Origin of the sequence: Rhodococcus sp. YL-1, from assembly GCF_001942025.1 — a bacterium.
In the GTDB taxonomy this organism is placed as follows: Bacteria; Actinomycetota; Actinomycetes; order Mycobacteriales; family Mycobacteriaceae; genus Rhodococcus_F; species Rhodococcus_F qingshengii.
The window spans coordinates 1,532,891-1,554,727 of sequence record NZ_CP017299.1 but is presented as its reverse complement, the minus strand read 5'-3'; the positions used below and the strand labels follow the sequence as shown (position 1 = coordinate 1,554,727).

At 62.2% G+C, this 21,837-nt stretch carries 24 protein-coding genes and 2 riboswitches; of the genes, 9 read left to right on the top strand and 15 right to left on the bottom strand.

Features of this window, described 5'->3' with window-relative positions:
• Window positions 1-2: 2 nt before the first annotated feature.
• The 12 genes from BH682_RS07295 to BH682_RS37285 form a co-directional block, all read right to left on the bottom strand.
• Window positions 3-1,121, bottom strand: a complete 1,119-nt coding sequence (locus BH682_RS07295) for an LLM class flavin-dependent oxidoreductase (RefSeq protein ID WP_075832548.1) — start codon at window positions 1,119-1,121, stop codon at window positions 3-5.
• Window positions 1,108-2,730 (bottom strand): dipeptide ABC transporter ATP-binding protein, encoded by a 1,623-nt coding sequence (locus BH682_RS07290; RefSeq protein WP_075832546.1) that lies wholly within the window; start codon window positions 2,728-2,730, stop codon window positions 1,108-1,110. Before BH682_RS07290 ends, BH682_RS07295 begins: the two co-directional genes overlap by 14 nt.
• Window positions 2,727-3,617, bottom strand: coding sequence for an ABC transporter permease (locus BH682_RS07285; RefSeq protein ID WP_042925872.1), 891 nt, complete (start codon window positions 3,615-3,617; stop codon window positions 2,727-2,729). The genes BH682_RS07290 and BH682_RS07285 overlap by 4 nt, the downstream gene beginning before the upstream one ends.
• On the bottom strand, window positions 3,610-4,608 hold the full coding sequence (locus tag BH682_RS07280; RefSeq protein ID WP_075832544.1) for an ABC transporter permease: 999 nt from the start codon (window positions 4,606-4,608) through the stop codon (window positions 3,610-3,612). The genes BH682_RS07285 and BH682_RS07280 overlap by 8 nt, the downstream gene beginning before the upstream one ends.
• A 2-nt stretch (window positions 4,609-4,610) precedes the next feature.
• Window positions 4,611-6,248 carry an ABC transporter substrate-binding protein gene (locus BH682_RS07275; RefSeq protein WP_003944291.1) on the bottom strand — a complete coding sequence of 546 codons (1,638 nt, stop codon included), beginning with the start codon at window positions 6,246-6,248 and terminating at the stop codon, window positions 4,611-4,613.
• A gap of 139 nt (window positions 6,249-6,387) precedes the next feature.
• Window positions 6,388-6,477, bottom strand: coding sequence for a putative leader peptide (locus BH682_RS37185; protein WP_310504006.1), 90 nt, complete (start codon window positions 6,475-6,477; stop codon window positions 6,388-6,390).
• Window positions 6,478-6,485: 8 nt separating this feature from the next.
• A riboswitch (SAM riboswitch) is annotated at window positions 6,486-6,580 on the bottom strand.
• 17 nt (window positions 6,581-6,597) lie between these two features.
• Window positions 6,598-7,188, bottom strand: a complete 591-nt coding sequence (locus tag BH682_RS07270; RefSeq protein ID WP_190287651.1) for a GNAT family N-acetyltransferase — start codon at window positions 7,186-7,188, stop codon at window positions 6,598-6,600.
• Between the two features lie 8 nt (window positions 7,189-7,196).
• Complete coding sequence (locus tag BH682_RS07265) at window positions 7,197-8,306, bottom strand: FAD-dependent oxidoreductase (protein WP_075832542.1); 1,110 nt, start codon at window positions 8,304-8,306, stop codon at window positions 7,197-7,199.
• A gap of 10 nt (window positions 8,307-8,316) precedes the next feature.
• Complete coding sequence (locus BH682_RS07260) at window positions 8,317-9,288, bottom strand: ABC transporter substrate-binding protein (RefSeq protein ID WP_063314821.1); 972 nt, start codon at window positions 9,286-9,288, stop codon at window positions 8,317-8,319.
• A gap of 34 nt (window positions 9,289-9,322) precedes the next feature.
• Entirely contained in the window at window positions 9,323-10,108 is a 786-nt protein-coding gene (locus tag BH682_RS07255; RefSeq protein WP_020968833.1) for an amino acid ABC transporter ATP-binding protein, read from the bottom strand.
• Complete coding sequence (locus BH682_RS07250; RefSeq protein ID WP_003944440.1) at window positions 10,105-11,079, bottom strand: amino acid ABC transporter permease; 975 nt, start codon at window positions 11,077-11,079, stop codon at window positions 10,105-10,107. The genes BH682_RS07255 and BH682_RS07250 overlap by 4 nt, the downstream gene beginning before the upstream one ends.
• A 110-nt stretch (window positions 11,080-11,189) precedes the next feature.
• Window positions 11,190-11,267, bottom strand: a complete 78-nt coding sequence (locus BH682_RS37285) for a putative leader peptide (protein ID WP_350318888.1) — start codon at window positions 11,265-11,267, stop codon at window positions 11,190-11,192.
• Window positions 11,268-11,274: 7 nt separating this feature from the next.
• Window positions 11,275-11,369, bottom strand: a riboswitch (SAM riboswitch).
• A gap of 199 nt (window positions 11,370-11,568) precedes the next feature.
• On the opposite strand from BH682_RS37285, the gene BH682_RS07245 reads away from it, so the two are divergent.
• The 8 genes from BH682_RS07245 to BH682_RS07210 all read left to right on the top strand — a co-directional run bounded on the left by BH682_RS07245 (window position 11,569) and on the right by BH682_RS07210 (window position 18,044).
• Complete coding sequence (locus tag BH682_RS07245) at window positions 11,569-12,336, top strand: sulfite exporter TauE/SafE family protein (RefSeq protein ID WP_003944404.1); 768 nt, start codon at window positions 11,569-11,571, stop codon at window positions 12,334-12,336.
• A 37-nt stretch (window positions 12,337-12,373) separates the two neighbouring features.
• Window positions 12,374-13,189, top strand: coding sequence for an HAD-IIA family hydrolase (locus BH682_RS07240; RefSeq protein ID WP_003944345.1), 816 nt, complete (start codon window positions 12,374-12,376; stop codon window positions 13,187-13,189).
• A gap of 290 nt (window positions 13,190-13,479) precedes the next feature.
• Entirely contained in the window at window positions 13,480-14,037 is a 558-nt protein-coding gene (locus BH682_RS07235) for an alternate-type signal peptide domain-containing protein (protein ID WP_047269467.1), read from the top strand.
• 4 nt (window positions 14,038-14,041) lie between these two features.
• Complete coding sequence (locus BH682_RS07230; RefSeq protein ID WP_075832540.1) at window positions 14,042-14,608, top strand: hypothetical protein; 567 nt, start codon at window positions 14,042-14,044, stop codon at window positions 14,606-14,608.
• Window positions 14,605-15,249 (top strand): signal peptidase I, encoded by a 645-nt coding sequence (locus tag BH682_RS07225; protein WP_063314823.1) that lies wholly within the window; start codon window positions 14,605-14,607, stop codon window positions 15,247-15,249. Before BH682_RS07230 ends, BH682_RS07225 begins: the two co-directional genes overlap by 4 nt.
• The gene (locus BH682_RS07220; RefSeq protein ID WP_063314824.1) at window positions 15,233-15,835 is read left to right on the top strand and encodes a SipW-dependent-type signal peptide-containing protein; all 603 of its coding nucleotides are present in this window, start codon (window positions 15,233-15,235) and stop codon (window positions 15,833-15,835) included. The genes BH682_RS07225 and BH682_RS07220 overlap by 17 nt, the downstream gene beginning before the upstream one ends.
• A 5-nt stretch (window positions 15,836-15,840) precedes the next feature.
• Window positions 15,841-17,448 (top strand): signal peptidase I, encoded by a 1,608-nt coding sequence (locus BH682_RS07215; RefSeq protein WP_190287649.1) that lies wholly within the window; start codon window positions 15,841-15,843, stop codon window positions 17,446-17,448.
• Window positions 17,448-18,044 (top strand): alternate-type signal peptide domain-containing protein, encoded by a 597-nt coding sequence (locus tag BH682_RS07210; RefSeq protein WP_054782213.1) that lies wholly within the window; start codon window positions 17,448-17,450, stop codon window positions 18,042-18,044. The genes BH682_RS07215 and BH682_RS07210 overlap by 1 nt, the downstream gene beginning before the upstream one ends.
• A 43-nt stretch (window positions 18,045-18,087) precedes the next feature.
• Here the strand turns inward: BH682_RS07210 and BH682_RS07205 are convergent, their stop codons facing one another.
• The 3 genes from BH682_RS07205 to BH682_RS07195 are packed head-to-tail and all read right to left on the bottom strand — an operon-like array spanning window position 18,088 to window position 20,208.
• Window positions 18,088-19,311, bottom strand: a complete 1,224-nt coding sequence (locus BH682_RS07205; protein WP_172403504.1) for an O-succinylhomoserine sulfhydrylase — start codon at window positions 19,309-19,311, stop codon at window positions 18,088-18,090.
• Window positions 19,308-19,736, bottom strand: a complete 429-nt coding sequence (locus tag BH682_RS07200) for a rhodanese-like domain-containing protein (RefSeq protein ID WP_007726822.1) — start codon at window positions 19,734-19,736, stop codon at window positions 19,308-19,310. The genes BH682_RS07205 and BH682_RS07200 overlap by 4 nt, the downstream gene beginning before the upstream one ends.
• 46 nt (window positions 19,737-19,782) lie before the next feature.
• Window positions 19,783-20,208: an Rv0361 family membrane protein gene (locus BH682_RS07195; protein ID WP_007726820.1), complete on the bottom strand. Its 426-nt coding sequence runs from the start codon at window positions 20,206-20,208 to the stop codon at window positions 19,783-19,785.
• A gap of 230 nt (window positions 20,209-20,438) precedes the next feature.
• On the opposite strand from BH682_RS07195, the gene BH682_RS07190 reads away from it, so the two are divergent.
• Window positions 20,439-21,836: an FAD-dependent oxidoreductase gene (locus tag BH682_RS07190; RefSeq protein WP_003944405.1), complete on the top strand. Its 1,398-nt coding sequence runs from the start codon at window positions 20,439-20,441 to the stop codon at window positions 21,834-21,836.
• Window position 21,837 lies beyond the last annotated feature (1 nt).

The following is a 21,837-nucleotide window of genomic DNA, read 5'->3' as shown; positions in this document are numbered from 1 at the left end:
CGCTACGCGAACTGATTGACGGGCAACTGGAAGCCCAACCGCTCGCGCAGCGTCGGGGCGGTACTCGGTCGCGGATTGAGAGTTGGCACTACGTCCGTCGCGATCTTCTCCACGGCGGCGGCCAGCGCCAGTGGACGCAGAACCACACCGTCGATCCCGGCGAGCCCACCGATCTCACGCAGCAGCGCAGTCAAACCCGCGCTGTCACCGCGATAGAACAGCGAGTGCGGGGCATACGGCGCTCCCGCCCATTCCTCGAGTTCCGCCAAAGCGTCGTCGGCGGCACCGCGATCGGCGCCGAGGAGCACGTCGACGTCGAGGAGAACCCGCACGCTGCGCCCGAGGGCGGCGGCACTCGCGTGGACCAGCTTGGCCGTAGTTTTGGCCTCGGCGAGATCGGTTGCCGAGATCCGAATCAGATCTCCGCGCGCAACAGCGAGCTCGCGTGCCTCCGGCCTGCTCGCGTCGACGGCGATCAGCGGCTGCCCCTGCGGGGAGCGCGGCGTGATGGACGGCCCTTTGACGGAAAAGTTCTTTCCCTCGAAGTCGATGTAGTGCAGCTTGTCTCGATCGATGAATCGTCCGCTCGCAGCGTCCCGTATCTCGGCGTCGTCCTCCCAGCTGTCCCACAGCCGACTGACCACCTCGACAGCCTCGGACGCTTCCTCCCACGCGGACTCGGGGCCCTGCACTGCCTTTCGGCCGAACAACGACGCCTGCTCAGCGGTGTCGGACACCGCGACCTGCCAGCCGGCCCGCCCCGCTGAGGAGTAGTCGATACTCGCGACGGCCTTGGAGATGTGGAACGGCTCGGTGTGCGTGACTGTCGCGGTGGGGATCAGGCCGATACGCGAGGTCACAGCACTCAGCCGCGCCGCAGTTGCAACCGCCTCCAATCTGCCCCGCACTGCGTGCTGGCCCTCGGATTGCAGTCCGAACGAGTCGGGGAGGAACGCCAGATCCACCCCACCCCGATCCGCGGCGGTCACCAGGTCCACCCAGTACGAGGGCGTGAACAGATCTTCGGCGCGCGAATCCTCGCGTCGCCAGGAGTACGGATGAGCTCCGGTTCCCTCGAATTCGAGGCCGACCAGGAATGCTCCGGAACTACGCTCGGACATGTTCGGCCTTTCGTGTCGAATGATCCCGCCCGGGGATCGCGTCGAGAAGTGTGCGTGTGTACTCGTTTCGGGGATTGTCGAAAATCTCGGTGGTAGTGCCGATTTCGAGCAATCGCCCGGCCTGCATGACGCCGACGACGTCGCTGATCTGGCGAACAACCGCAAGATCGTGGGAGATGAAGAGATAGGTCAGGCCCAGTTCGCGCTGCAACTCGTCGAGTAGCGCCAGAATCTGCGCTTGCACCGAGACGTCGAGAGCGGACACAGGTTCGTCGAGAACGAGCAGGTCCGGCTTCAACGCGAGCGCACGAGCGATCGCCACCCGTTGACGCTGGCCGCCCGAGAGTTCGGCCGGTTTGCGGCTCAGAAACTGCTCGGGAAGTGCAACCTGATCGAGCAACTCTGCCGCACGAGTCTGCTGCTGACTGCGTCCACCAACCTTGAAGGCCCGCAGCGGCTCCGCAACGATGTCCTGGACGGACAATTTCGGGTCTAGTGATGCATAGGGGTTCTGGTACACGAGCTGGATCTTTCGGCGCAGCTCGCGCAGATCGCTGCCCTTGACCTTCGTGATGTCGTGTCCGTCGAAGGAGATGGTGCCGGCATCCGCCTGCTCCAACCGCACGGCGATGCGCGCCGTGGTCGACTTGCCGGAGCCCGACTCCCCCACCAGCGACACCGTCTGACCCCTCGGAACAGTCAGCGACACTTCGTTCACCGCGGTGATCGAACTCCCGCGTCCGACGTTGAAGTGCTTGGTGATTCCCGTCAGGGTCAGCAACGGGCTGGTGTCCTGGCGGACCGGGCGAACGACTGGTCCCGAGGACAGGCTCGGCGCAGAGCTCAGAAGTTTCTTCGTGTACTCGTCTCGCGGGTTGTCCAGAATATCCGCGGTGCGGCCGGATTCGACGATCCTGCCGCCCTGCATCACCAGGATCCGGTCCGCGCGGTCTGCGGCCACACCCAGGTCGTGCGTGATCAGGAGCACGGCGGCACCGGATTCGGCAATCCGCTCGTCGAGATGGTCGAGAATGCGCCGTTGAACCGTGACGTCCAGAGCACTGGTCGGCTCGTCGGCGATTACGAGGGCCGGGTTCGCGACAAGCGCGATACCGATCAGAACTCGTTGCCGCATACCGCCGGAGAGCTCGTGCGGGTACTGGCGTGCTCGGATTTCCGGCCGGTCGATACCCGCGCGCTCGAGCACCTCGACGGCGTCCAACCGGGCTTTGCGACGGTCTGCGAGGCCGTGGATCCGGAGGACTTCTGCAACCTGGTCGCCGATCCTCGTCACCGGGTTGAGCGAGGTCGTCGGATCCTGCGGCACCAAACCGATACGCGCGCCGCGGATTCGCTGCCACGCACGGTCGGAATACGAGTCGATCTGTTCACCCTCGAACTCGACGGTCCCGCCGGTGACGTGGCCACTGCCGGCGAGCAGACCCAATATCGCGTGGGCCGTGGTCGACTTACCGGAACCCGATTCCCCGACCACCGCAACTACTTCGCCCCGACCGACGGTGAAGCTCACGCCGGATACCGCGGGCTCGGCGCCGTAGGCGATCTGTAAGTCGGCGACGGAAAGCAACTGTTCCTCGGTCGTGCTCATCGCCGGTTGTTCCTTTCGATCTCGTGGCCGATACGGTGTGCCGAGATGACCACGGCGACAATCGCGAGACCGGGAAGTGTGGTCATCCACCAGGCATTGGCGAGGAAATTACGTCCCTCGGATACCAGCGATCCCCATTCCGGGGTAGGCGGAACGGCGCCGAATCCCAAGAAGCTCAGAGCCGACACCGCCAGTACTGCCTGCCCGAACTCGACAGCGGACAGCGCGACCACCGGCGCGTAGGAGTTGGGAAGCACGTGCCGACGCAGGACACCGAGCCACTGCACACCCGAACTGAACGCGGCCTCGACGTACTGAGCTCCGCGCACCCGCATCACTTCGGCACGCATCACTCGCGCGAAATTGGCGACCATACTGACGCCGACAGCAATGGCGACGTTGATGGTGCCGAAGCCGAGTGCGGTCACCAGTGCCAACGAGAGCAGCAGCGCCGGAATGGACAGCAGCACGTCGACGATGCGCATCAGCACGGCGTCGACGACGCCACCGACAAAGCCCGCGAGCAAACCGATTATCGATCCCGCCACCAATGCGATTCCGACCGCCACCAAGGTTGCGGTCAGGGACAGCGCGGCGCCGTGCACGAACCGTGTGTACAGGTCACGACCGAGATTGTCGGTTCCGAACCAGTGAGCCAGGCTCGGGCCCTGCAGTTTGTCCGCCGGGACACCGGACAACGGATCGCCGCTGGCAAAGAATCCGGGTGCGACGGCAAAGCCGATGGCAAGCAACACGATCAACACCGGAATCACCAAGCCGGGCTTTCGGATCCAGCCGATGGCCGTGGACTTTCGGCGCGAAACAACAGGTGCCTTCGCCTCGACGGTCGGATCGAGGAGTAGGGGTTCGATCAATGTGTCAGACATGAGCCGGCTCCAGATCGGTCGAGCTTTCGGTATTCGACTCTTCGGTGTGACTCTTCTTCGTCTGGATGATCCGTGGATCTATCAAGGGGTAGAAGAGGTCGACCGCGAGGTTGACGAGCACGAACACGAGAGAGGCGAACACAACGACTCCCTGCACCACCGGGATGTCCTGCGCCATCACCGACGTCTGTGTCAGACGGCCGACGCCCGCGCGAGAGAACACCGTTTCCACAACCACCGAGCCCGCCAGCAGCGTGCCGACCAGTACACCGGCGATGGTGAATGCCGGAATGCTCGCCAGTCGCAACGCATGACGGGTCTGCACGCGCCAGCGGCTGGCGCCCTTGGCATACGCAGTCTCCACGTGCGGCGAACGCAGCGTCGACTGCAGGCTGGTCGTGAGTACCTGCGCGATCACCGCGCCGGTCGGGATCGCCAAGGTGATCGCCGGAAGAATCACCGTTGCGAATCCCTTGTCTCCGAAAGCGGGGAAGATGTGCAGACGGAACGAGAACAGCTGCAGAAGAATCAGGCCAACCCAGAAGGTAGGCACCGCCACACCCAGCGGCGGCAGTGAGAACAACAGATTCGCGAGCCACCGCTTGCGGGTGTAGGTAGCGAAGAACGCGATCGCCACTCCGAACAACACGGCCAGAACCAAAGCGGTAGTTGCCAAGACCAGAGTGCTCGGCAGCGCCGAGAAGATGGCATCCGTCACCGACTGACCGGTGGAGATGGACGTACCGAAATCGCCGCGAAGAGCATTCGTCAGCGACGTCCAGTACTGCACCCACACCGACTGGTCCAAGCCGTACCGTGCCCGAAGCTGATCGAGCGCAGCCTGATCCACTGCAACACCCTGACCGGACGAGTCGGCAGCCATGCTGACGGGATCACTGGGCAGGAGGAACAGAATCACGAACGAGATGGTGAAGGCGGCCCACAGAACCACTGCGGCCTGGCCCAGTCGGGTGAGTACGTATCGAGTCATGATTACTTACCCGACAACCATGCGTCGTAGAACTGCAGGCGCGAGGAGGCTTCGAAGTTCAGGTCCTGCACACTCGATCCGGCGCCGATGGCCTGCGAGAGCTCGATGGTGGGGATGGAGAGTCCACGGTCGAGGATCAATTCCTGTGCGGTGGATACCAGTTCGCCGCGTTGGCCGTTGTCCGTGGCTGCAAGCTGGTCTGTGAGTACCTTGTCGAGCTCCGGATCTGCGCCGCGACGGTTCAGGTTGCGGCCTTCGGTGCTGAACGATGCCCGCAAGATGTCGGCGTCCGCGCGAGTGCTGTTGTAATACAGCGAATCGTAATCACCCGATACTCCCTTCTCGGTCCATTCACCGTTCGAGACCAAGTTGAGCTGCAGGTCGACGCCGACCTTCTTGAGCTGCTGCTGCACGAGCTCGAGGATGGCCTGGTTACCCGAGAACACCGGACTGAAGGTGACGCTGAAAGTGAGCTTCTGCCCGTCCTTCTCGCGGATACCGTCGCTGCCGGTCTTCCAACCAGCCGCGTCGAGGAGTTTCGCCGACTTGTCGGCGTCGTACGTCACGACACTGGATTCGTCGCTGTAGAGCGGAGTGGTGTGAGCCAGCGGGCTCGTGGCCGGGAAGAACGACGGATCCAGAACGGTGTCGACGAGTTCTTGGCGGTTGATCGCGGGAATGATGGCCTGACGAACAGCCTGATCAGCGAGAACGCCGCGACTGACGTTGGGCTGGAAGAAGAAGCTCACACCCGGGTTCGGCCTTGTGAGGATTCGTCCACCCGCGCCCTCGATTTGCGGCGCATCCTGCGGAAGCGCATCGCTGACCGCATCGAGCTGGCCGGAGGCCACGCTGCCCGCCCGCACACCGGATTCGGGAACCACCGTGAAGTCGACGCCATCGAGGTACGCCTCGCCCTGATGCGCGACCGCATCCGAGGCCCAGTTGTATCCCGCACGCTTGGCGATCTTGACGCTCTTGTCCTGCTGCCAGTCGGTGTACACGAACGGTCCGGAGGCGATCACCGCTGCACCGGGGCAGCGCTGCTCGGATGCCAGCGCGGTGGTGGAATCGGCGAGGATTCCGAGCTGTGGCGTCGAAGTTGCTTGCAGGAACTGAACATTGGGTCCGGAGAAATTGATCTTCGCCGTGTGAGCATCTACGACGTCGGTACCGGTGTACGAGGACAGGTAACTCTTCGCCAACGACGCGTTCGGTCCCAGGTTCTTGACCGAGTCGAAGGTCTTCTTCACCGAATCCGCCGTCACCGGTGTGCCGTCACTGAAGGTGGCGTCGTCGCGAAGGACGAACGTGAAGCTAGCGGCGTCGGGGCTGATCTCCCAACTCTTGGCGAGCCACGGGGTGATCTCTCCGGTGTCGGGATTTTGATCGGTAAGCGAATCCACCACTGTCCGAGTGACATACACGGTCTGGTTACTGCCGGCCTGGGCCGGATCGGCGCACGTCGGCGCCTGCGACAGACCGTAGCGAAGGGTTCCGCCGGACTGGGCGGGGCCTGCGTCGGCAGCACTGTCACTCCCGCTGCTGCAGCCGGCGAGGACGGTGCCGAGAACCGAGACAGCACCGATACCGGCGATTACGGTCGCGCGTTTGCGGGCACCGAATGAGGGCGAAGACACCAAGAACTCCTAAAGAGGCATGCCGAAGAGCGCACCCGTCGCCTGAGACGAAAAAGGCGATCGAGCACGAATCACTTGTGAGAGAAGAGAAAACAGACTTGTCGACGACTCGCCTGAGTGTGAATGACTGACCGAGAGGTCAGTTGGTACAGAAAGATCCCGCGGTGCGGCACAGGTCTACGTGACGACGCGACCAGGCGGTATCGAAACCGCCTTCGACTGCCTTCATTTCGTGTTCCTCCATCGGTCCTGGCGGTAGCACCCGCACCCGATCACTCGGGGGGTTGCTGCGACTTCAATGAGCCAGGTCTCTCGGTCGCTCTGGATGGTCGTTCGCAAGTCTACGAGGTCAAACCCGGGTGTTGTCAACCCGGTCGGTAGGAATTGCTGCTCGAGTCACATTTTCGAGCACCCGAAGTTGTTTCTCGAACGGGTGGACGCCCACCTCTTCGGGCGAGAGTGAAGCGTCGTAAAGCGGTGTGTATCCACTGGACAGATACAGCGCGACGGCCTCCGGCTGCCGAGGACCCGTCGTGAGAAACACACGGTTGTATCCACGAAGTTCGATCTCTCGTTCCAACTCGCGAACGACGGCCTTGCCGAGGCCGCGCTTCCGATAGTCGACCGACGTCCAGATTCTCTTCAGTTCGGCAGTGGTGGAATCGAATTGACGAAACGCACCACCGGCGATCGGCAGACCGTCGTGGGTGAGCACCAGAAGCGCACCCTGCGGGTAGGCAAATTCTTCTGCCGGATACGTCGTGAGATCATCGAGCATCGCTTCGCGAGTCCCGCCGTAACGCGAACTGTATTCGAGTGCCAACTCCGCGATCAGTGGAGCTGCCAAGGGATCGTCCTGCGATACCGAATAGACCTCTACCGCTCCGATACCCTCGAGCTGCCGAGTTCCGAGCTCCAGTGCCACAACACTTTCCTCCATGAATCTGGTCAACGCTCCCCCAGCCTGAAAACTTCCGGAGCGAGGGTGGTTCCGTCGACGAGGTCCGCCACAAGTTCACCCAAGGCCGGACCGAACTTGAACCCATGCCCCGAGAACCCCGCCGCCACTGTGACGGCGCCGACTCGGTCGATGACGAAGTTACTGTCCGGCGTGCTCGTGTACAGGCAGGTGAGCGACTCGACACGGGTGGAATCGACACCGGGCAACCACGACTCGGCGTACTGGGCCAATCGCCGCTCTCCGTCGACGTCAGGGGTGTAGTCACGGGTCTGCGGAGTCACCACCGGCCCGGTCGCGTGTTCGCCGATCTTGATCCCGTCCTCGGAACCAAGCCCGTAGATCCCCGCGGTCTCCAATTCTGCGCCGGTGTGGTGAACGAAACTCGGCCACTCGACTCCGGGATCGAGCGGTGCGAAGTGTGCTGGTTGTTCCTGTGTCGTGCGCAGTGTCGGCAATACGATCTCGGAGCCGAGACCGCTGTCTGCGATCAGGTCCGCAGTCCACGCACCGGCCGCGATCACGACCTGACGAGCTGCGAGCGTTCCACTGTCCGTCACCACGTCCACGCCGTAGGACGCTCGCGCGAGTGCCAACACCCGAACATCGTGACGGACCTCGGCACCGGCAAACACCGCTCCCGCCTTCAGAGCGGTCACGGCGCGGTCCGCGTGCAACCGGCCTGCGTCGGGATGATGGAGCACCGTGGTGTCGAATCGCAGCCCCGGCCAACGGGCGGACGCCTCGGCAGGGGTGAGGATCTCACCCTTGATGCCCGCCTCGAGAAGTATCTTCGCCTTGGACTGCACGGCCTGCGGCAGGCCGTGATCAACGGCACCGGTGAGTTCCAGGAACCCGATGTCCGTCGTGGTCTCCAACTCCCGCCACAGCGGCAGCGCGTCGGCCGCCAAACCTGTGTACAGGTGATTGTCGTACGCCTGCCGGTAGATGCGCGAAGTACCGTGCGACGCACCGTGCTTGTGCCCCGGCCCGAACTGTTCCAGCTGAACGACGCTACGTCCGCGTGCCGCGAGCCGCCAGGCGGCGGAGGACCCGACGAGTCCTCCGCCGATGACGATCACATCGAAAATCTCACTCATGGACGAGAGCTCACTTGGTCTTCGGAAGGCCGGGCGGGTTGATCAGGGACGTGTCGACGGCTTCGCTGGTGATGTTCCAGCGCTCGAGGATCTGCTGGTACGTGCCGTTCTCGATCGTGTGGTTGATCGCGTCGTTGATCGCCTTGATCAGGCCGTTGTCCTTCTTCACCAGCACCGCGATCTGCCCCTGCAGGGTGTCGCCGGCCCCGGAGAACTCACCGACAACCTCGGTCTCCCCCGACTGCTTGGCGTGGAACTGCGACGACGGGTTCGGGCCGAAGTAGGCGTCGATCCGGCCGGACTGCAGCGGGAGGTAGTAGTCGGTGGTGTTCTGGTAGTAGGAGATGTCGGTAGGCGCCAGGCCGGCCGCGACGTTCTGCTCACTCCACTTGACCAGCAGCGCTTCCTGATTGGTGCCCGAGGAGACGGCGATCTTCTTGCCCGCGACGTCCTTGGGTTCCTTGATGGAGATTCCGGCACCCTTCTTGGCTTCGAAGGCGAGGGTGTCGAGACGGTAGGTCGCGAAGTCGTACTTCTCCTTACGCTCCTCTGTGACAGTCACATTGGAGAGGAAGGCGTCGGCCTCACCGGAGTCGATCCGGACGAAGTTCTGTGCCCAATCTGCTGTCTGCAGGTCGACCTTCAAGCCGAGAACGTCACCGATCAGATAGGCGAAGTCGGTCTCGGAACCGATGAGGGTGGTGTCGTCGTCGGCGTAGAAACGGAGCGGCGGAGCGGAACCGGCACTACCGGTGACGCGCAGTGTGCCACGATCGCGGATGTCCTGAGGTAGCTCGGCGGCGATGGAATCCACCTTGTCGGTGCTGATGCGGTTCTGATCGGCCGTGAGGTTGTAACCCGCAGCAGCGGTGACCTGGGCGCCGTCGGACTCGGCGTCCGCGCTGCTGCATGCAGCGCTGAGCAATCCGACGGTGGCAAGCGCCGAGATCAGAAAAGTCGCGCGACGGGATGTGGAGAACATCAATTTTTCCTTCCGGGAATGAGTCTGGGTCGCGTCAGAGGACGCGGGAGAGAAAGGCTTTGGTCCGTTCGTGGACCGGATTGTCGATCACCTGCGAAGGCGGGCCCTGTTCGACGATGACGCCGCCGTCCATGAAGACCGCAGTGTCCGCCACTTCCCGAGCAAATCCGACCTCGTGTGTGACGATCACCAAGGTGGCGCCGTCACGGGCCAGCTGAGCCAGGACTTCGAGAACCTCGCCCACCAGTTCCGGGTCGAGCGCCGACGTCGGCTCGTCGAAGAGAATGACCGCCGGCCGCAGTGCCAGCGCTCGCGCTATCGCGACGCGCTGTTGCTGGCCACCGGAGAGTTGGCGGGGATACTCGTCCGCCTTGTCCCCCACTCCCACTCGCTCGAGCAGTGCGCGGGCCTCGCGGTACACCTCGTCACGATCACGCTTCTGGGCCGAGAGCGGCGCTTCCACCACGTTTTCCAACGCGGTCAGGTGCGGAAACAGGTTGAAGTTCTGGAACACGAATCCGATGTGCGAACGCTGTTTCAGGATCTCGCGGTCACGCAGTTCGTGGAGTCGATTTCCCTTGCGCCGGTATCCGATCAGCTCTCCGTCGATCCGTACGGTTCCGCGGTCGACTTTTTCGAGGTGATTGAGGGTTCGCAGCAAGGTGGACTTACCGGAACCCGACGGACCGAGAATGACGGTCACTTCGCCCTTGCGGACCAGGAGATCAACGCCGGCAAGTACTTCCAGCGTGCCGAAGGACTTGTGAATTCCGCGCGCTTCGACGGCATACACCGTCTCTTCGGCCAGTTCTGCGGTCATCGGGTCGCACCTCTCGGAATATCGAGACGCGCATCGCGAATCTCTTCGAACTTCTTGCGCGCCTTCTGTACCGGAGTCAACGGAAGAGCACGGGCGGATCCTCGTGCATAGTGGCGCTCCACGTAGTACTGACCGATCGAGAGCAACGTCGTGAGGATGATGTACCAGATCGTGGCGACCATCAGCAGGGGCACGACTCGTCCGTTGCGTCCGAAGATGACCTGCACCTGGTAGAACAGTTCGGCGATTGCCATGGTGGAGACGATCGACGTTCCCTTGAAGAGTCCGATGACCTCGTTGGCGGCGTTGGGGAGGATCGCCCGCATTGCCTGCGGGAGAACGATCTTGAAGAACTGGCGACTGCGCGGAATGCCGAGCGAGTGAGCAGCTTCGATCTGACCGTGATCCACCGAGATGATTCCGGAGCGAATGATCTCGGCCGAGTATGCAGCCTGGTGCAGCGCCAAACCGATGACTGCCGCGGTGAATCCGCCGATCACACCGCTGACCTGGAAGGTGAAGAACTCGGGACCGAAAGGTATTCCGAGAGAAAGTGTCTGGTACAGGTAAGTGATGTTGAACCAGAAGAGCAACTGCACGATGAGTGGAATCGAGCGGAAGGCCCAGATGTAGGTCCAGGCGATCACCTGCAGGACCGGATTCTTCGACAACCGACCGAGTGCCAGGAAAACACCGAGACCGAACCCGAGGATCGTCCCCCACAGGGTCAGTTTGATCGTCATCCACAACGCGGCGAGCACTGATTTCGCGGTGAAGTACTGCGCGAACGTCGGCCAGTCCCAGCCGGGGTTGACGACGAGCCCGTGGATGAACTGAGCAAGCAGGACCAGCACGACCGCACTGATCACCCAGCGCAGCGGGTGCCAGGTGCGAGCGACGACAAGCTCCGAGTCGGGAAGTTGCGACTCGGACACCGACTTTTCGGGGCGGACATCGGTGGGCGCGCTCACGGCGCGCTACCTGACGGAGTGGACATCACGAATAGACCTTTCGGGGAAATGGGAACGCAGCTGTGTCCTCGAGTTGGTGCGCTCGAGTTGCGAAGACGACGAGAGTTCGGTCAGCGACAGTGACACGAAGCGGTGCGGCACAGATCGATGTGACGTCGCTTGTGCGCAGCGTGCGAAGTGGTACCCATGTGATGCCTTCCATCGGTCCTGGCGGTAGCACCCGCTCCCGATCACTCGGGGGGTTGCTGCGACGTCGACGAGCCAGGTCTCTCGGTCGCTCTGGATGGTGAGCAAAGACTAGACGCGAAATGTCGAGTCGTCAAATGTTGTATTTCCCTGCACTGCAAGGGAAATGAAGTGTCTACGATGTTGAAATCGCATTGATTTCAACGGTGTCCGAAGCCGCGTTCGGCGTGTTGAATGGAGCGTTCGAATGAAGACCGGGACCGCCGTCCGGACTGACTTTTCCTCTGCCGTACCGTCTGCGGAGTGAGTGGACTCGACGCTTTCTTCATCTTGTTGGCCGGTATCGGCGCGGGCGCGATCAACGCCGTGGTCGGCAGTGGAACGCTGATCACGTTTCCCACCCTGGTCGCCTTCGGCATGCCGCCCGTGACCGCAACCATGTCCAACGCGGTCGGGCTCGTCGCCGGCGGAGTTTCGGGTACCTGGGGCTACCGACGTGAGCTGTCCGGACAGTGGGACCGACTGAAGTGGCAGATTCCGGCGTCCCTCGCCGGAGCACTACTCGGTTCGTGGTTGCTCATGCACCTACCCGAGAAACTGTTCGAGACCATCGTTCCGGTGCTCTTGGTCCTCGCTCTCGCGCTCGTCCTCCTCCAACCACGCATCCAGGCGTGGGCCAAGAAGCGTTCCACCGAAGAAACGACGCTGTCCACCAAGAGGCTGATGCTCCTGACCGCCGGCACTTTTGCAGTCGGCATTTACGGCGGATACTTCACTGCCGCGCAGGGCATCCTTCTCATCGGTGTGATGGGTGCCATCCTCCCGGAAACCCTCCAGCGCATGAACGGCGCGAAGAACCTGCTGTCGCTGCTCGTCAACATCGTTGCAGCAGGGATGTACATCACTCTGGCATTCGATCAGATCAATTGGGCAGCAGCCGGTTTGATCGCCGTCGGCTCACTCGGTGGTGGCGTTCTCGGTGCCCGCTACGGACGGCGCCTGTCCCCCACTGCATTGCGCTACACGATTGTCGTCGTCGGCCTGATCGGACTGTGGCGCCTTCTCGCTTGACCGCCCACATCGGGCGCCACCCGCACATACTGGAGTAATGACCAGTACAGAAGATCAGACCGGTTGGACCTACCTCATGGACATGGACGGGGTTCTCGTCCACGAGGAGCACTTGATACCTGGAGCGGACACGTTCCTGGCAGAGCTGGCGTCGAACGACATCCCGTACATGGTGCTCACCAACAACTCCATCCGCACCCCGCGTGACCTGCGAGCACGCCTGCTCAATTCGGGACTCGACATCCCGGAGAAGTCGATCTGGACGTCAGCGCTCGCAACCGCGACGTTCCTGGCCAACCAGCGGCCGGGCGGCAGCGCCTACGTGGTCGGCGAATCGGGCCTGACCACTGCCCTGCACGACATCGGTTACGTGCTGACGGACAGCGACCCCGACTACGTCGTCCTCGGCGAGACGCGAACGTACTCCTTCGAGGCAATCACCACCGCCATTCGCCTGGTCGAGCGTGGATCGCGGTTCATCGCCACCAACCCGGACGCCACTGGACCGTCGCGAGACGGCTCGCTGCCGGCCACCGGCTCTGTCGCGGCACTCATCACCAAGGCAACCGGACGCGATCCCTACTACGTCGGCAAGCCCAACGCCTTGATGATGCGCTCAGCCCTGCGGTCCATCGGCGCTCATTCCGCCAATACGTTGATGATCGGCGACCGCATGGACACCGACATCGTCTGTGGCCTCGAAGCCGGACTGCAGACGATTCTGGTGATGACCGGGATCTCGACCCGCGCGTCGGTAGAGCTCTATCCCTACCGCCCGACCATCGTCCTCGAGTCGGTCGCCGATCTTGTGGGAACAACAACCGATCCATTCCGTAGCAACACAAACAATTGATTCAAATTGCAAAACAAAACCGAAACTCGGTAATTAACTGGTAAAAAACAGCAGATTTGCCAGGTTCCGACTCGTCCGCTTTGTCCAACTGAACAAACCAGCGGTTTTATTCGCACCAAACTTACAAACGAGTAGTTAGACGCAGGTCAAAGATCATTTCGACACCGAGTGACAGTTGGACTCCAGTCGTAAAATTGATTTTTCGAAAAGTGGTAACGAATCGTTTGCCGTGTCTGATACTCATGTCTGAATGGCCCCATTTCGGGTCCCAGACATGAAATGAGATTTTCATGAAGAAGCAGACCAAGGGTGCGATCGCTGCTGCGGCGGCCGGTGCCCTCCTCCTCGGCGGTGCCGGCTCGCTCGCAGTCTGGAGCGATTCGGCCGACGTCAGTGGCGGCGGGCCCGTCACGTCCGGCGCCCTCGACCTGAGCTCTTGCGCACCGGTCGGTGGCGGGTGGAACTCCCTCAACCCGACGAAGACCGCGATCACCAACATCTCGGCTTACCGAATAGTCACCACCGAGAGCATCGAATACACCTGCGACGTCACTGTGACCGCAGTGGGCGATCGTCTCGCGGCTGTTCTGACCGCTGATACGGCCGGAATCGTTCCGGGTGCGAACAGCGCCGAGCTTGCCGCTGCTGTCGTGCCCGTGACGACAATCAAGGACACTGGCGGCAACCCGATTTCGCAGATCACCAAAGCCCAGAACGGAACGATCGTCCACGTCGGAGTCCGGCTGAACTTCAACGAGGTGGCCAATCAGGTCGCGCAGAACCAGTCGCTGAACTTGTCGGCGATGAAGTTGGTCGTCACTCAGACAGCACTGACACCGGCCCCGTAATTTCATGAGGAAAAAGGTCTGGGGAGCGATCGCAGTCGCGGTGGCTGCTGTAGCGGTGTTTGCATCGTCACAGCAGTCGCTCGCGCTGTGGTCCGATTCGGCGAGCGCGAATGGCGGTACGGCGACAGCCGCCAGCGTCAACCTCACGGTTGGTACAACTGCCGGAACCAGTGCGGCGTACACCCTGGCGAACTTGACGACGGCCGCGACGCCCGTTGTCCCGGGAAACACGGTGCAAGCACCGCTCACCGTCAAGAATTCGGGGACTGATCCTCTGCAATGGCGAATGCAGTCGACGACCGCACTTACGGGATTCACGTTGACCACTTACGGAGTCGCCAACGAAGGCGCCTGCCCTGCCGGCGTCAACACCGCGGCTCCGGCAGTGACCCCACTGACGTCCGGATCGATGGATGCATCGCTGCAGTACCCGGTTTCACCGGCGTACATGCCGAGTCCACTGGTCTCAGGCGGTACGTACATTCTGTGCTTGCGACTCACGGTAGGCGTCGGGGCGGTCTCAGGTGCAACAAGCACCACGACCTTGACCTTCCAGGCAGGTCCGGTATGACAAAACACTCCACGAAGCGCACCGATCGCACCGGCCCACTCTGGTGGATCACCTCTATCGTCAGTTGGACACTGCTGCTGGCAATTTCGGCAGTCATCGTCGCAACGATTGTCGTTCCCTTCTTTGCCGGAGCACAGCGCTTCACGATTCTGACCGGTTCGATGCGCCCGACGTACAACCCTGGATCACTGGTAGTGGTCAAACCTGTCGATCCGTCCGAACTGGGGATCGGTACACCTATTACGTACCAGCTGGAATCGGGTCAGCCGACCGTCGTCACGCACCGGATCATCGCCACAAGTGAAAACCAGAAGGGTGAAAGAACTTTCATCACCCAGGGCGATGCGAACGGTGAGCCTGACGAGAAGGAAGTGCGGCCGGTGCAGATCCGGGGAAAGGTCTGGTACAGCCTGCCTTATCTCGGTTACGTGAACACCTGGCTGACGGGAGAGCAGCGCACCGTGATCGTGGTGATCGTAGTGACCGCTCTACTGCTGTACGCGTCGTACATGATGATCAGCGGCATCCGTGACGGCCGGAAGGAGCGAGCTCGAGCCCGATTGGCTCCTGACCCTGCAACTTTCGCGCCCGCAGACTCCGCCCAGATCGAGAAAGGCCAGCACGATGCCCTCGCGCCCTGACCGTCCGGCCCATCGGATTCGTCACCTGTTGACCAGCACGCGTTTTCGCGCGCTGCTCGCGCTGGGGATGGTGCTTGGTGTCGGCGGAGTGACCACGCTCGCGGCCTGGACGTCTTCCGCCACGGCAACCTCGGGCAACATCACGACGGGTTCTATCAATCTGCAGTTGAACAGCACCGCCCAGCCCACCCTGACCAAGTCCCTGAATTTCAGTGAGCTTGGCAAGTCCGGAATGATTCCCGGTGATTCGAACACCGCTCTGATCAAGGTCAACAACCTGGGCACAGCGGCAACTGTCCCACTGAAGTACACGATCACGTCTACGAGTAGCGGTGCGTTGACGACTTCTCTACGAATGACGGTTTCCTCCAACGGAACTGTTGCCAACAAGTGCACTGACGGCGCCAACGTTGTGTCCTCGCTCGCGCTGACACTCACCGCGAATCAAGCCATCGGTAGCCCCGACCGCCCACTGGCGGTCGGGGCTACCGAGAATTTATGTGTCTCGGTGCAGCTTCCGACAACACCGACACCGCCGACGAACAGCACGTCGAACATCGTCCTGACCTTCACGGCAAAGGTGTGATGGCAATGGCTCGACACACGAAAAAACATGCAAAGGCCTCGATGCAGAACCGGGTACGGGAAGTCCTGCTCAGCCTGGGAGCCCTCGCAGGCTTGGTATCCATCATCATTTTCATCGCCGGTCTGGCTTTCGGTATCACCCCGCTGATCTTTCGGAGTGGATCGATGTCACCCACGATCGATACCGGTGCTCTCGCATTCGCGCGCACCGTGCCTGCTTCGGAAGTGCTGGTCGGTGACATCGTCAGCGTCTCCGACAGCCAAGGCACGCGCATCACCCATCGTGTGGAATCAATAGATCAGCAGGGCAACAACCTTGCCGTCGCACAACTGCGTGGTGATGCAAATCCGATCGCCGATCCCGATCCCTACGTCATCACCGAAGCCGATCGCGTCTTCTTCAGCATCAACCGCCTCGGATACGTGGCAGTCTGGCTGTCCGGACCGAGTGGGCTTGTGCTTGGTGCGATTGCCGTCGGCGGGCTCCTGTACATCGCGTTCCGTCGACGTGAGGCTTCCGACGCGGAGGAACCTCAGCGGGATCGTCAGGACATACGCGGCGACTCCCATGCCCTCAAGGCCATCGTCGCCTTGGCTACGGTCGGTCTCACGGTGGTCGGTGTGTCCCAGATCGGTGGTACCAAGGCGGGGTACACCGACACAGCCGCGGCAACAAGCATTCAGTTCGGCACTGCTGCAACCTTTCCCACGTCGCCAAGCACAGCCAGTTGCGCGGTGAATTTTGCGCTCGTTGTTCCGGTCGCAGTAACGATCACTTGGCCCGCGACTGTCGGAAGCTCATACCGCCTCATCGCTCGCGACGCCAGCGGAAACCTTTTGGGGTCGAACGACTACACCGCAACGTCTACTACAGGCTCCATGAGATACGGCTCGGGCGGTACAACAGTCGCGTTCCCGCTCATAGTCGGCACCTACAACATCGAAATCCATGGACTGAGCGGCACGTCGGTCACGCCGTCGTACTCCGGCTACCAATTCAGCATTCTCGTCGGCCTGCTCTACTCGTGTGGCGGTCCGATCAGCGGGACATCTGCTCTCAGTCGATCGGCAGCGCCGGCACTGGCGGCAGACGCTCCGAGCACTCCTACTACGGCCGTCACTTCCACGACCGCCTCATCCACCACGCCCACCACGACATTGGCGCCGGCTGTGACAACCACCAGCACAACTGCACCGTCGACAACCACCAGCACAACTGCACCGTCGACAACCACCTCGTCACCGGCTACAACTACGGCGCCCCAGACGACGACCGCTACAACGACAACGACAACGACAACGACAACGGTGCCACCAACTACGACCACCCCGAGCGAGGTTCCCGTCGACGCCCCGGCGACCACGACCGGTCTCAGCGCCCAGAAGCTCTCGACTGCCAGCGGAACGGTTGTGTCCGTGTCGAATTCATCGGGCGCTGAGGTATATCGAGGTCCCGTTGACAGCGACGCTGTCCTGCATTGGCTCACCGGTACCGATCAGCTATACGTAATCACCCCTTCCGGAGTCACCGTCATCGACACGTCAACGGGAGTCTGGGCCGAATCTCCTACCCCGAGCGAACTTCCGGACGAAATCAAGGCACTGGTGCCGTGATGAAGAAGACGACGAAGGCTGCAATGGCAGTCGCCGCGGCCGGAGCTGTATTGCTCGGCGGCTCGGGCACATTGGCGAAGTGGACCGACAGTGCGACCCTGACAAGCGCCGCTGTCCAGTCCGGGACCCTGGATCTGGGAGCATGCGTGACCACGAACGGCGGGGGCTGGTATTCGCAGGTCTACGTCAACGCGCCCACCAATCCGAATCCACTCGTATATATCCCGGACATCACTACCTACCGGCTCAAGCCCGGATTCAACTACACGTATTTCTGCGATTCGAAGGTGATGGCCACCGGCCCACGTCTGAAAGCGAACGTGACAGTCGACAAGACCAAGTTGAGCGGCGGGCTCGCAGCCGCCAACATCGACCTTCGCACGTACGTCACGGATCAGAGCAACAATCTGCTGTACGACAGCACAGCACCGACGCCGAACCTCATCGCGGTCACGTCGGCCCTGAACAACACCAATCTGACGGCGCAGGTGTTGTTCACGATCTACCCCACCGACACGACAAGCTCAGGTCTCACACTGAATACGACGGCGTTGACGATCGACGTCAAACAACTGGGTCTCACGCCCGCACCGTAGAACGCCTTGCCGTCGGAAGTTCGAGGCAAGGCGCTCCAGCGATTCAGCCGAGTGCTCGCTTCAGATCAGCCAACAGATCAGCCGTGTCTTCGAGCCCGACGGACAGACGGACAACGCCGTCTGTAAGACCCACTGCTGCACGGCCTTCCGGCCCCATGGCCCGGTGCGTTGTCGTGGCGGGGTGAGTGATCAACGACTTGGAATCTCCCAAGTTGTTGGAGATGTCGATGACGCGCAGGCCGTTGAGAACCTCGAACGCCCGCTTCTTGCCCTCTCCGTCAGGCGCATCGAGCTCGAACGTGACAACCGTTCCGCCACCGCTCATCTGAGACTTCGCGAGCTCGTGCTGCGGATGCGACGTCAGGTACGGATACTTGACCCACTTGACGCCGGAGTGTCCTTCGAGGAATTCGGCGATCTCGAGTGCCGAAGCCACGGAGTGCCGAATACGAACCGGCATCGTCTCCAGGCCCTTGAGCAGAGTCCACGCATTGAACGGGCTGAGCGCAGGACCGGTGTGCCGCATCAGTTCTCGAACGGGACCGCTGATGTATTCCTCGGTACCGAGAATCGCGCCACCAAGCACGCGCCCCTGACCGTCGATGTGCTTGGTGCCGGAGTACACCACGACGTCGGCCCCCAGATCGAGGCTGCGCTGCAGAAGCGGCGTCGCGAAGACGTTGTCCAGCACTACCTTTGCACCGGCTGCATGAGCAAGCTCCGACACCCGTCGAACGTCGACGAGAGATTGCATCGGGTTGGACGGCGTCTCGAAGAACACTGCCGTGGTAGGCACGGACAGCGCCTCTTCCCACTGCGCGTTGTCCTCACCGTCGACGAAGACGACCTCGACTCCCCAGCGCGGAAGAATCTCGTTGCACACCACGAAGCAGGATCCGAAGAGACTGCGCGCAGCCACCAATCGGTCGCCGTTGGCCAACAGTGCGCCCAACGCCGTGAAGACTGCCGACATTCCGCTGGCAGTCGCAAAGCAGGCTTCTGCACCTTCGATGAGACGCAGACGCTCTTCGAACATCTTGACGGTCGGGTTGCCGTAGCGGGAGTAGACAAAATGATCCACCTCGCCGGTGAAGGCTTGTTCGGCGGCTTCTGCACTCTCGTAGACGAATCCGGAGTTGAGGAACAGCGCTTCGGAAGTCTCCTCGAACCCGGTACGCATCAGTCCGCCGCGAACACCGAGGGTGCCGAGACCGACGTCGTCCGGCAGCGCTCGTTGAAATGCGCCACCCTGGGGAATTCCGCTCACTGCTGCCTCCATGGCAAGCCGATGGCCCGCCAACCTACAAGTCCGCGATGTCCGTCGGCACCCAATGCGCCTTCGAACCCGTCGAGCACGTTGTACGACGGGCCGATGCCCGCCGCAGTCGCAGCTTCCGCCGCACCGATGGAACGTTGTCCGGATCGACACAGGAAAATCACCGGACGCTCCGACCCGGAGGAATCAGCAGTGATGCCGGCTTCCTTCAACTGGTCGACGAAGTTGTCATTGCGCGCGCCGGTCGGGTGGCTCACCCATTCGATCAGTGCAGCCTGCTTGCCGAGGGAGGACACATCGGGGACACCGACGTACTTCCACTCCGCATCGGTCCGCACGTCGACCAGCACGGCGTCGGGGTTTTCGCGGAGCAGCTCCCAGGCTTGCTCCGGCGTCAGATCGCCTGCGTAACTCACGTAGTCCATGTTTTCACAAGACTGCCGTGAGCGCCTGAGCGGGCCGTCAGTTGCAGACGACCCAACGGTTGCCGTCACGGGTCAGGGCCCAGGTCGAGACTCGCTCGCCCGCTCCGCCACCGGTGATCGTCACGTCGGCCCGGGCGCGATCGCCGTTGACCGCGACCCCGTCCACACCCTTCAGCTCGACCGTCCCGTCGACGCCGGCCATAGGACCGTTGCTCGAATTGAAGCTCGCGCAGGTCAGGGTCTTGATCGTCTCCGCGTCATTCCGATTCTCGGCATCGACGTAGTCGGTGACGGAGCGGCTCACGCGGTCCGACTCGGTGACGTTCTCCTCGGCCGGCGAGATCCACGATGCGACGAAGATTCCACCCAGGATCAAGGCGACGATGGCGACAGCCAAGAGGAACGGCCCCGCAGACGCCTTCTTGCCATCGATGTTGTCGGATTCGCGCAGCTCGTCACTCATAACGCCAATAGTCCCCCACAACTTGAAATTGTGGCCCGTCAAGGATCAGGCCCCTACCCCGGATACCCGAGACAACAGGAGAATGGGAGGAAAGAATAGGTTTACCCACAACCGATCGAGTGAGAGTGTGGATCCGTTCGGCCGCAACCGAGGCACTGTGCTTAGGTTCGGCTAAATTGGATACTTGTCGATATGTTGTCCGAACTTCGAAGAAGGTAGCTGTCCTCACGATGACTGACTCCAACCGCCCACTCCGGGTCGCGATCGTCGGCGCCGGCCCCGCCGGCATCTACGCCGCCGACGCCCTCATGAAATCCGACACCGCAGTTTCCGGCCGCGGCGTCAGCATCGACCTCTTCGAGCGCATGCCCGCGCCCTTCGGCCTGATTCGTTACGGCGTCGCGCCTGATCATCCGCGCATCAAGGGCATCATCACCGCCCTGCACAAGGTGCTCGACAAGCCTCAGGTACGCCTGCTCGGCAACATCGACTACGGCACCGACATCACCCTCGACGACCTGCAGTCGTTCTACGACGCGGTCATCTTCTCCACCGGCGCCAACGCCGACCGTGCGCTCGGCATCCCGGGCATCGAACTCGACGGCAGCTACGGCGCGGCCGACTTCGTCTCCTGGTACGACGGCCACCCCGACGTACCGCGTACGTGGCCGCTCGAAGCCGAGAAGGTCGCCGTCCTCGGCGTCGGCAACGTTGCCCTCGACATCGCCCGCGTTCTCGCCAAGACCGGCGACGAACTGCTGCCGACCGAGATCCCCGCCAACGTCTACGAGGGCCTCAAGAACAACAAGGCCGTCGAGGTTCACGTCTTCGGACGCCGCGGCCCGGCCCAGGCCAAGTTCACCCCTCTCGAACTGCGCGAACTCGACCACTCGCCGACCATCGAGGTCATCGTCGACCCCGAGGACATCGACTACGACGAGGGTTCCGAGCAGGCTCGCCGCAACTCCAAGCAGGTCGACATGGTTGCGAATACGCTGCAGGACTGGGCAATTCGCGACGTCGGAGCCCGTCCTCACAAGCTGTTCCTGCACTTCTTCGAATCTCCCACGGAGATCCTCGGTGAAGACGGTAAAGTCGTCGGCCTGCGCACCGAGCGCACTCAGCTCGACGGCACCGGCAACGTCAAGGGCACCGGCACGTACAAGGACTGGGATGTCCAGGCCGTGTACCGCGCCGTCGGTTACCTCTCGCAGAACATCACGCAGTTGCCGTTCGACGACCAGGCCGGCACCGTCCCCAACGACGCCGGACGCGTCGTCGCCGACGACAACGCCGAGGGCGCAGCCCGGTTCATGCCGGCCACCTACGTCACCGGCTGGATCAAGCGCGGCCCCGTCGGCCTCATCGGCCACACCAAGGGTGACGCCAACGAAACCGTCGCGAATCTTCTCGAGGACTCCGTCGACTTCGCGGGCGCCGCGAACCCCGACGAGAACGCCGTCATCGAGTTCCTCGAAGGCAAGCAGGTTCCGTACACGACCTGGCAGGGCTGGTACCGCCTCGACGCGCACGAGCGCAGCCTGGGCGAGCCCGAGGGCCGTGAGCGCATCAAGGTCGTCGAGCGTCACGACATGCTGAAGGCATCCGAGCCCGACCGCGCGAACTGAG

Excerpts from the sequence above, each read along its gene's own strand:
- BH682_RS07295 (WP_075832548.1), bottom strand. The coding sequence starts at position 1,121 with ATGTCCGAGCGTAGTTCCGGAGCATTCCTGGTCGGCCTCGAATTCGAG.
- BH682_RS07290 (WP_075832546.1), bottom strand. The coding sequence starts at position 2,730 with ATGAGCACGACCGAGGAACAGTTGCTTTCCGTCGCCGACTTACAGATC.
- BH682_RS07285 (WP_042925872.1), bottom strand. The coding sequence starts at position 3,617 with ATGTCTGACACATTGATCGAACCCCTACTCCTCGATCCGACCGTCGAG.
- BH682_RS07280 (WP_075832544.1), bottom strand. The coding sequence starts at position 4,608 with ATGACTCGATACGTACTCACCCGACTGGGCCAGGCCGCAGTGGTTCTG.
- BH682_RS37185 (WP_310504006.1), bottom strand. The coding sequence starts at position 6,477 with ATGAAGGCAGTCGAAGGCGGTTTCGATACCGCCTGGTCGCGTCGTCAC.
- BH682_RS07270 (WP_190287651.1), bottom strand. The coding sequence starts at position 7,188 with ATGGAGGAAAGTGTTGTGGCACTGGAGCTCGGAACTCGGCAGCTCGAG.
- BH682_RS07265 (WP_075832542.1), bottom strand. The coding sequence starts at position 8,306 with ATGAGTGAGATTTTCGATGTGATCGTCATCGGCGGAGGACTCGTCGGG.
- BH682_RS07260 (WP_063314821.1), bottom strand. The coding sequence starts at position 9,288 with ATGTTCTCCACATCCCGTCGCGCGACTTTTCTGATCTCGGCGCTTGCC.
- BH682_RS07255 (WP_020968833.1), bottom strand. The coding sequence starts at position 10,108 with ATGACCGCAGAACTGGCCGAAGAGACGGTGTATGCCGTCGAAGCGCGC.
- BH682_RS37285 (WP_350318888.1), bottom strand. The coding sequence starts at position 11,267 with ATGGGTACCACTTCGCACGCTGCGCACAAGCGACGTCACATCGATCTG.
- BH682_RS07240 (WP_003944345.1), top strand. The coding sequence starts at position 12,374 with ATGACCAGTACAGAAGATCAGACCGGTTGGACCTACCTCATGGACATG.
- BH682_RS07235 (WP_047269467.1), top strand. The coding sequence starts at position 13,480 with ATGAAGAAGCAGACCAAGGGTGCGATCGCTGCTGCGGCGGCCGGTGCC.
- BH682_RS07230 (WP_075832540.1), top strand. The coding sequence starts at position 14,042 with ATGAGGAAAAAGGTCTGGGGAGCGATCGCAGTCGCGGTGGCTGCTGTA.
- BH682_RS07225 (WP_063314823.1), top strand. The coding sequence starts at position 14,605 with ATGACAAAACACTCCACGAAGCGCACCGATCGCACCGGCCCACTCTGG.
- BH682_RS07220 (WP_063314824.1), top strand. The coding sequence starts at position 15,233 with ATGCCCTCGCGCCCTGACCGTCCGGCCCATCGGATTCGTCACCTGTTG.
- BH682_RS07215 (WP_190287649.1), top strand. The coding sequence starts at position 15,841 with ATGGCTCGACACACGAAAAAACATGCAAAGGCCTCGATGCAGAACCGG.
- BH682_RS07210 (WP_054782213.1), top strand. The coding sequence starts at position 17,448 with ATGAAGAAGACGACGAAGGCTGCAATGGCAGTCGCCGCGGCCGGAGCT.
- BH682_RS07195 (WP_007726820.1), bottom strand. The coding sequence starts at position 20,208 with ATGAGTGACGAGCTGCGCGAATCCGACAACATCGATGGCAAGAAGGCG.
- BH682_RS07190 (WP_003944405.1), top strand. The coding sequence starts at position 20,439 with ATGACTGACTCCAACCGCCCACTCCGGGTCGCGATCGTCGGCGCCGGC.